Source organism: Cryobacterium sp. MLB-32 (genome assembly GCF_000738085.1).
GTDB lineage: Bacteria > Actinomycetota > Actinomycetes > Actinomycetales > Microbacteriaceae > Cryobacterium.
Genome location: NZ_JPRS01000061.1, coordinates 1 through 8,052 on the forward strand (window position 1 = coordinate 1; position 8,052 = coordinate 8,052).

Here is an 8,052-nt window from a genome sequence, read left to right on the forward strand (position 1 = left end):
CTTGGCCGCCAGCTCGCGCAGCATGGGAGCCCTGCACGCGCTGGCCGCGCTGTGCGGAATCGCCACCGAAGCCCCACGAGCGCCGCAGCTTCCCGCCCCCGACACCGACCTCGCCGCCCTGCGCGCGGCCCTCGTCTAGCGGCCGCCGCATGAAGGCCACCATCGCCCTCGTTCTCGCCACGCTCATGTGGGCGGGCAACTATGTCGTAGGCAGCATCGCCGTGCAGACCATGTCGCCCGTCGAGCTCACCTGGCTGCGCTGGCTGCTCGCCTGCGTTCCGCTGCTGATTCTGGCGCAGGTCGTCGAGAAGCCCGATTGGCGGCAGGTCGCGCGGCACTGGCCGCGCCTGCTGGTACTCGCCGCCCTCGGAGTGGGCGGCTACAACCTGCTGCTCTACACCGCCCTTCAATACACAACGCCGCAGTCCGCCTCGCTCATCAACGCCGCCAATCCCGCAGTGATGGTGGTGCTCGCGGCCCTGCTGCTGCGTGAGCGCATCGGCTGGCGCGGCATCGCGGGTCTGGCACTGGGGTTGCTGGGAGTCGTGCTCATCATCACGAACGGCGCGCTCGCATCCGTTTTCACCCGCACCCCCAACGCGGGCGACCTGCTGATGGTGGCCGCGATCGTGGTGTGGAGCCTCTACACGATCGTGGGCCGCGGCATCCCTGTACCGCCGATCACAGCGACGGCCGCGCAGGGCACGATCGTAGCGGTGCTCCTCGCCCCCTTCGCGCTGGCCGGCGGGGCAAGCTGGCCAGCGGATGCCGCCATCGGCTGGGCCGTGATCTTTATCGCGATCTTCCCGTCCATCGGTTCCTACGTGCTCTGGAACTCGGCGCTGAAACGCATCCCGCCGGGACGCGCGGGTCTGTTCCTCAACCTGATCACGGTGTTCACGGTGATCATCGCGGTGATCATGGGTGCCCAGCTCTCGACGCCGCAGCTCGTGGGCGGTGTGATCGTGTTCGCCGGGGTGGCCCTCAGCACGCTGCGTCCCTCTCGTCCGGCGAGCACGCCCGTGAAGCCGGCCACGGTCCTCACTCGTTAGACGGACCCCGCGGCGGTCACACCGACGATCGCCCGGCAGGTCAGCGCCGCTTTTCCCACCCGCCCCCCGTCTAGGCTTGACCGATGAGCACCGAAACACTGCGCGTCAGCCTGCCCGAACCCGACCTGCGCGCCGCCCTCGGCGATCTGCCCGACGGTGTCGAGGTCATCGACTGGGCGATGGATGGGCCGGCGCCCGTTCCGGAGATCGACCTGGTGGTGACTCCGTACATGGGCGCCGCCAATCGCATTGCTCACCTCGCGGGCGTGCGCACGCGCCTCGTGCAGAGCCAGTCCATCGGCTACGACGGCGTCGACCGCCTGCTGCCCACCGGCCACGTGTTTGCCAATGCCGCCAGCGTGCACGAGACGTCAACCGCCGAGCTCACCCTCGCGCTCATTCTCGCCTCCCAGCGCGGCATCGATGACTTCGTGCGCGCGGCCGAACAGGGCGAGTGGGCGCCGGCGCAGCGCCCGAGCCTCGCCGATCGCACGGTACTGCTCGTGGGCTATGGCGGAGTCGGTGCGGCCATCGAATCGCGACTGCTCGCCTTCGAGACCACCGTTGTGCGCGTGGCCCGCAGCGCGCGCTTGGACGAACGCGGTCCGATTCACGGGATGGAGGAGCTGCCCACACTGCTGCCACAGGCCGACATCGTGGTGATCGGCGTGCCGCTCACCCCCGACACCGCCGGCATGGTCGACAATGACTTCCTGTCGCTCATGCGCGACGACGCCCTGCTCGTCAACATCGCCCGCGGGCCCGTCGCCGATACGGATGCGCTGCTGGCGCACGCGTCGAGCGGCCGACTGCGCCTCGCCCTCGATGTGACGGACCCGGAGCCGCTGCCGCAGGGGCATCCGCTCTTCGCGCTGCCCAACGTGATCATCTCGCCCCACGTGGGCGGTGCGTCCAGCGCGATGCGGCCACGGATGGCGCGGCTCATCCGCCGGCAAATCGAGCGGATGCTGCGCGGCGACGCCCCGATGAACGTGGTGCTGCGCAGCTAGACCGAGCGGTCCCGTCAGGGAGCGCCGGGGAGCGACTCGCAGACGACGCCGTCGCCGTTGGAGTCGAGGCGAGCCACGTCTCCGTAGTACGGGTAATACGTGTCGTACCAGTCCTGCGCGTCGGCCCAGGTGGAGAAATCTCCGCAATTCTTGGTGTCTCCGGGGTTGGCCGGGGCCTGCCCGGTGTCGCCGGTGCTGCCCGTGCTGCCCGTGCCGCCCGTGCCGCCCTTTGCGGGAACGGCCACAGTGCCCGCACCGCAGGATCCGGCCAGGAAGCCGGCGATCGCGTTTCGCTCGGTCGTGTCCATCGAGAGGTCCCAGCGGTACTTCACGACCACCCAGTCGCTCACGTAGCGGCACTCCACCCCGGCGAGCGGCGGCATCCACACGGCGGGGTCACGGTCCCCCTTGGACTGGTTGACGTTGTCGGTGACGGCTTCGAGCCCCACGTCCAGGCCGAGGTCGTTGGCAAAGGCACGGCGTTCGTCGGCGGTCCAGGCGTCAGCGCCCGAACGCCAGGCCTCACCGAGCGGCACGAAGTGGTCGATATCCACGTCAGACGGCGCGGTCCAGCTTGCGCCGTCGTACCAGGAATCCCATCGTCCGCTCGTCACGGAACAGCCGGTGGAGGCCATCGTCACCGGAACGGTCGATTCGGCGATCAAAACTTCCTGGCGCGTGTCACAGCCGTCGGCGTCGGCATCGACCCAGTGCTCGAAGAGGCTGCGGTCGTACGTGGCTGTGCTGTCGGTGGTCGTGACCAGCTCCGAGAAGAGATCAGAGACGGCCACCTGGGCACCGGGTTCTGCGGCGATGGCGGGAGTCGCGAAGACGGCTCCGGACAAGGCGAATATCGGAACGAGAGCGAGAGCAAAGAGGGAGCGCATTGGATCCTGTCAGTGGTTCGTCGGCCCCGGAGGTGGGGCCATCGGCCGTCGCGATCCCCCGGAACCACCCGATACCGGGCGAGCCGACCGACGACGACGGGCCTGCCGGCACCTTACGTCACGCAGGCAAACATCCGGGGTGTCCGGTTTTCACCCCCAGATCGAACGTCCCCGCGCACCATGCCGGCGAAAAGAAAACCCCTGAAAAAGAGCTTCAAACCCCTCGTCCACCCAATATCCTGATCGGGGGAGTCACCGATGACCGCAGGAAACAGCCAAACCCTCATCTCGTCCATCCAGCGTGCCCTGAAGCTGGTCGATATCGTGGCCAACGCCAATCGCCCCTTGCCGGTCAAGGTGATCGCTCAGCTGTCCGGTTTGAGCCTGGGGACCACCTACAACATCACGCGAACACTCGTGCACGAGGGCTACCTCGCCACCGAGCCCGACGGCCTCGTTCTCGGTGGGAGCTTTCCCGGCCTACGCCCCGGCGACGAGGACGGCGTCTTCCTGGCCCGAGGCCGCCAGACCCTCCGCAGCGTGGCCGACGAGCTCGGGGCCACGGCCTACCTGTCGCGTTTCACGGACGGGGAGGTGCAGATCCTGGACATCGTGGACGCGGCGATGTCCCCTCGGGTGGAGCTCTGGGTGGGCATCGTGGACAGCGCCCACGCCACGGCCCTCGGCAAGCAGATCCTGGCCGAGCTCTGCCCGGAGCAACGCGCCGATTACCTCTCCCGGCATCCACCGGAGGGTCTCACCCCGCACACCATCAGCGACCGCCGTTCACTGCTGCGGGAGCTCGACGACCCGGGGGACGCCGCCGTCGACCGGCAGGAATACGCCATCGGATACACCTGTGTGGCGGTCGGAGTGCGAGCTCCCGGCGTTATCGGTTCCCTGGCCATCTCGCTGCCGAGCGACCGGGCCGACACCGACCTGCACGACACGATCCGCACGCTGCAGGCATCCGCTGCCCACCTGTCGCTGCAACTGGGCGCGGCGCGATTCGGCCAGTTCACCATCTGAAATATTGCCCCTGCCGCCCGCCATTGCCACGCACTAGCCTCCGAACACGGGTGCGACGCCGTCGTCGTTCCCGTTTAAGGAGATGCAATGACGCTATCCACCGAGCTCACCGAGGAAAGTCGGCGGAGCCTGCTGAACACCATGGTGCTGATCAGAACCTACGAGGAGGCGATCAGGCGCGAATATTACGCCGACAAGATGCCGGCCTTCGACATCGGGGCCGGACTCGTGCCCGGCGAGATGCACCTGTCGGCCGGGCAAGAGCCCGTCGCCGCCGGAATCTGCGCCCACCTGACCACGGACGACGCCCTCACCGCAAGTCACCGCCCGCACCACGTCGCCATTGCGAAGGGGGTCGCCCTGCGTCCGATGACCGCCGAGATCTTCGGCCGCGAAGACGGCTTCGGCCACGGTCGCGGCGGACACATGCACCTGTTCGACCCGAGCACCCACTTCTCCTGTTCCGGAATCATCGCGGAAGGGCTGCCGCCCGCGCTAGGCCAGGCCTTCGCCTTCAAGCGACAGGGCAACAACCGCGTGGCCGTGGCCGTCACGGGCGAAGGATCGGCCAACCAGGGAGCATTTCACGAATCACTCAACCTGGCTGCGCTGTGGAAACTGCCGGTGATCTTCGTGGTCGAAGACAACGACTGGGGCATATCGGTTCCGCGCTCCCAGTCGACATCCGTCGTCTCCAACGCCGTTCGCGCGGCCGCCTACGGCATGCCGGGCATCCGCGTGGAAGGCAACTCGGTCGAGGACGTCTACGCCGCGGTCGGTGAGGCCGTTGCCCGCGCCCGTGCCGGCGACGGGCCGACACTGATCGAGGTGCACACCCTGCGCCTGTGGGGTCACTTCGAGGGCGACGCCGAGGGCTATCGGCCAGACCTGCTGAGCGTTCCCGACCGCGACCCGATTCCCCGCTACCGGGATGAGCTGATGCAGGCCGGCGGGCTCAGCGCCGAGCAGTATCAGGCGATGCAGGACAGCGCGGCCGAGCAGGTGGAAGACGCCATCCGCTTCGCCAAGGCGTCACCGGCTCCGCAGCCCAGCGAACACCTCAAGTACGTCTTCTCCGAAGGAGTGAACTCATGAGCAGTGCGTCCACCGGCACCCAGCCGTCGAAAGCCCTCGCCGTGGAGCCCGAGCCCGGTCGACGCAAGCTCTCCACCGCCAAGGCCATCCAGGAGGCGATCAGCCAGCGGATGACGCGTGATGAGTCCGTTTTCGTGATGGGTGAGGACGTGGGCCCCTACGGCGGCATCTTCTCCTCCACCACGGGACTGATCGACCAGTTCGGCCCGGACCGCGTCATCGACACCCCCATCTCCGAGACGGCCTTCATCGGGCTGGGCATCGGAGCGGCCGTGGAGGGCATGCGGCCCGTTGTGGAGCTCATGTTCGCCGACTTCTTCGGCGTCTGCATGGACCAGATCTACAACCACATGGCCAAGATCCACTTCGAGTCCGGTGGCAACGTGACGGTGCCCATGGTGCTGATGACCGCCACCGGCGGCGGGTACTCCGACGGCGCGCAGCACTCGCAGTGCCTCTGGGGCACGTTTGCGCACCTGCCGGGAATGAAAGTGGTGGTGCCGTCCAACCCGTACGACGCGAAGGGGCTGATGGCCGCGGCCATCGAGAGCGACGACCCGGTGGTCTTCATGTTCCACAAGGGCATCATGGGCCTCGGGTGGATGGCCAAGAACAAGCGCTCGATCGGCGCGGTGCCCGAAGAGGAATACATCGTGCCGATCGGAAAGGCGAAGGTCGCCCGCGAGGGTACCGATGTCACGATCGTGACCCTGTCCCTCTCGGTGCAGCACAGCCTCGACGTGGCGGAGAAGCTCGAGGCGGAGGGCATCAGCGTAGAGGTGATCGACCTGCGCAGCCTGGTGCCGCTCGACCGCGACGCGATCGTGCGTTCCGTCACTAAGACCGGCCGACTGATCGTGGTCGACGAGGACTATCAGTCCTTCGGGCTCTCGGGAGAGATCATTGCGGTCGTCGCGGAGCACGATCCGACGCTGCTGAAATCGGTCTCGCGGGTCTGCGTTCCCGATGTGCCGATTCCGTACGCGCGCGAGCTGGAATACGCGGTGCTGCCCACTCCCGCTCGCATCGAAGCCGCCGTGCGCGAGGCCGTCGCGCGGTGAGCGATGTGCGTTTTCCCGAGATGTCCGCCACCCCGGGCGCGACCGGTGTCGTGGTGACCTGGTTCGTCGATTCCGGCGACGAGGTCACCCCCACAACCCTCATCGCGGAGGTCGCCATGGACAAGGTCGATGCGGAGGTGTATCCGGAGACATCCGGCACGATATCGATGATGATCGAGGAAGGAACGGTGGTGGCCCAGGGAACGGTGATCGCACAGGTCACCTGATGCCGCCGCTTCGGGGCCTTCCTTCGGCCAGATGCTCGCCGAAGAAGGCCTCGATGCGCTGCCAGGCATCCGCTGCCGCGTCGGGGTTCGGCCCGGCGCCCAGCATCCGCTTGAAGACGTAGCGCAGCACCGGCGGGCCGCTCTCGGCATCGTTGAGGAAGGCGTGGCCGGCCTCCGGGTATTCCTTCACGTCGTGCGTGATGCCGGCGCGCACGAGGGCAGCGTCGAGTTTCGCCGCGGCTCCCTTGAGCGAGCTGTCGCGCCCGCCGAAGCTGCCCACGATCGGGCACGCGCCCACGAGCGCCGCGTCGAGGTCTTTCGGCAGTTGGCCGTAGTTGACGGATGCCGCGGCGAAGCCGCGCTGAGCGGCCGCGAGCGCGAATCCGCCCCCCATGCAAAAGCCGAGCACGCCCACGGCGCCCGTACAGTCTGCACGCCCCGCGAGCGCCACCCGGGCCGCCTCAATGTCCACGAACGCGCGCCCCTCCCCCGCAGAGAGCGCCCGAAAGGTGGAGACGAGGCACTTCCGGGCACCGCCATCGGTGAACAGGTCGGGCATCAGCGCGAGGTAACCGGCCTCTGCCATGCGCAGGGCCTGACGGCGCATCACGTCGTTGAGACCGAATGCCTCATGCACGAGAACCACGCCGGGCCACGGCCCGTCGCCCGCGGGAATAGCCAGAACGGCCTTCAGCCCCGCGCTGCCCCCGGACCCCACGGGAAGGGTGAGGTCGATCAGGCGTGGCGATTCAGTCATGGCGCTCCCGACGATCTGCCGGATGACCCGGTTGGTCTGAAACTCTAGCGCCCCGGCCTGCCCGCGGGCACCACCCCATTGACACCGGGCACCGGTCGCGCAACTGTGGTGGGCCACAGCCGTGTGCACCACCAGCCGTGGTGTCGAAAACAGCACAAACAGGCCAAGGAGAGGTCGCACATCATGACCGCACGCCGTGTCGAACATCCCAGTGTCGCCGACCGCAAAGCCACAGGCAAGGATGCCCGCGAAGCGGCCCCGCTCACCAGCCATCTGGGCTGGGTTCCGGCCGCCGATCGTCCCGACCCGGTCGCACTGCTTGAGGAGCAAAACGCGACTCGGGAACAGGATCTGGTGCCGGTGCGCCACGGGCGCATGCTGGTGTCCCCGTTCACGTTCTACCGGGGCGCCGCCAAGATCATGGCAGCCGATCTCAAGGACACCCCGCGTGCCGGACTGATCTCTCAGCTCTGCGGTGACGCCCACCTCTCCAACTTCGGCGTCTTCGCTTCCCCCGAACGCCAGCTACTGTTCGACCTCAACGACTTCGACGAGACGCTCCCCGGGCCGTTCGAATACGACGTCAAGCGCCTCTGCGCGAGCATTATGATCGCGGCGCGCAACAACGGTTTTACCGCGACGGAGTGCTTCGAGGTCACGCTCGCCGCGGCGCGGGCCTATCGCGGGGCCATGCGAGAGTTCGCGCAGATGCGCGTGATGGACATTTGGTACGCCCACCTGTCCGAAGACGAACTTCTGAAGAATATAACCCTGGCCCGCCAGGGTCAGAAGGACAAGAACGAGAAAAAGGCGTCCGGCCAGATGGAGAAGGACGCCAAGAAGAATGTTGCCAAGGCACGCACACGAGACAGCCTGCAGGCCCTCTCCAAATTGGCCGAGTACGTGGACGGGAACTATCGCATCGTCAGTCAGC

The 8,052-nt window shown here is 67.5% G+C and carries 9 protein-coding genes; 7 read left to right on the plus strand and 2 right to left on the minus strand.

What is annotated here, in order from left to right:
- Window positions 1-149: 149 nt before the first annotated feature.
- Both JF66_RS08320 and JF66_RS08325 read left to right on the plus strand, forming a co-directional pair.
- A complete protein-coding gene (locus JF66_RS08320) occupies window positions 150-1,052 on the plus strand; it encodes a DMT family transporter (RefSeq protein ID WP_035876965.1) in 903 nt (300 codons plus the stop codon).
- Between the two features lie 83 nt (window positions 1,053-1,135).
- Window positions 1,136-2,062, plus strand: coding sequence for a 2-hydroxyacid dehydrogenase (locus JF66_RS08325; RefSeq protein ID WP_035876967.1), 927 nt, complete (start codon window positions 1,136-1,138; stop codon window positions 2,060-2,062).
- Between the two features lie 14 nt (window positions 2,063-2,076).
- On the opposite strand, the gene JF66_RS08330 is transcribed toward JF66_RS08325, so the two are convergent.
- Complete coding sequence (locus JF66_RS08330) at window positions 2,077-2,949, minus strand: HNH endonuclease family protein (RefSeq protein WP_081882242.1); 873 nt, start codon at window positions 2,947-2,949, stop codon at window positions 2,077-2,079.
- Window positions 2,950-3,207: 258 nt separating this feature from the next.
- On the opposite strand from JF66_RS08330, the gene JF66_RS08335 reads away from it, so the two are divergent.
- The 4 genes from JF66_RS08335 (at window position 3,208) to JF66_RS08350 (ending at window position 6,361) form a co-directional block, all read left to right on the plus strand.
- Complete coding sequence (locus JF66_RS08335; protein ID WP_035876970.1) at window positions 3,208-3,978, plus strand: IclR family transcriptional regulator; 771 nt, start codon at window positions 3,208-3,210, stop codon at window positions 3,976-3,978.
- Window positions 3,979-4,065: 87 nt separating this feature from the next.
- A complete protein-coding gene (locus JF66_RS08340) occupies window positions 4,066-5,073 on the plus strand; it encodes a thiamine pyrophosphate-dependent dehydrogenase E1 component subunit alpha (protein ID WP_035876972.1) in 1,008 nt (335 codons plus the stop codon).
- A complete protein-coding gene (locus JF66_RS08345) occupies window positions 5,070-6,134 on the plus strand; it encodes an alpha-ketoacid dehydrogenase subunit beta (RefSeq protein WP_081882243.1) in 1,065 nt (354 codons plus the stop codon). The genes JF66_RS08340 and JF66_RS08345 overlap by 4 nt, the downstream gene beginning before the upstream one ends.
- The gene (locus tag JF66_RS08350) at window positions 6,131-6,361 is read left to right on the plus strand and encodes a biotin/lipoyl-containing protein (protein WP_035876975.1); all 231 of its coding nucleotides are present in this window, start codon (window positions 6,131-6,133) and stop codon (window positions 6,359-6,361) included. The genes JF66_RS08345 and JF66_RS08350 overlap by 4 nt, the downstream gene beginning before the upstream one ends.
- Here the strand turns inward: JF66_RS08350 and JF66_RS08355 are convergent.
- Window positions 6,354-7,118, minus strand: a complete 765-nt coding sequence (locus JF66_RS08355) for a dienelactone hydrolase family protein (protein WP_035876976.1) — start codon at window positions 7,116-7,118, stop codon at window positions 6,354-6,356. The genes JF66_RS08350 and JF66_RS08355 overlap by 8 nt on opposite strands.
- A 183-nt stretch (window positions 7,119-7,301) precedes the next feature.
- On the opposite strand from JF66_RS08355, the gene JF66_RS08360 reads away from it, so the two are divergent.
- A partial coding sequence (locus JF66_RS08360; protein ID WP_035876977.1) for a DUF2252 family protein occupies window positions 7,302-8,052 on the plus strand: 751 nt, incomplete at its 3' end.

What these genes read in the sequence shown, in the direction of transcription:
- JF66_RS08345 (WP_081882243.1), top strand. Translation starts at nt 5,070, where the DNA reads ATGAGCAGTGCGTCCACCGGCACCCAGCCGTCGAAAGCCCTCGCCGTG.
- JF66_RS08355 (WP_035876976.1), bottom strand. Translation starts at nt 7,118, where the DNA reads ATGACTGAATCGCCACGCCTGATCGACCTCACCCTTCCCGTGGGGTCC.
- JF66_RS08335 (WP_035876970.1), top strand. Translation starts at nt 3,208, where the DNA reads ATGACCGCAGGAAACAGCCAAACCCTCATCTCGTCCATCCAGCGTGCC.
- JF66_RS08320 (WP_035876965.1), top strand. Translation starts at nt 150, where the DNA reads ATGAAGGCCACCATCGCCCTCGTTCTCGCCACGCTCATGTGGGCGGGC.
- JF66_RS08330 (WP_081882242.1), bottom strand. Translation starts at nt 2,949, where the DNA reads ATGCGCTCCCTCTTTGCTCTCGCTCTCGTTCCGATATTCGCCTTGTCC.
- JF66_RS08340 (WP_035876972.1), top strand. Translation starts at nt 4,066, where the DNA reads ATGACGCTATCCACCGAGCTCACCGAGGAAAGTCGGCGGAGCCTGCTG.
- JF66_RS08325 (WP_035876967.1), top strand. Translation starts at nt 1,136, where the DNA reads ATGAGCACCGAAACACTGCGCGTCAGCCTGCCCGAACCCGACCTGCGC.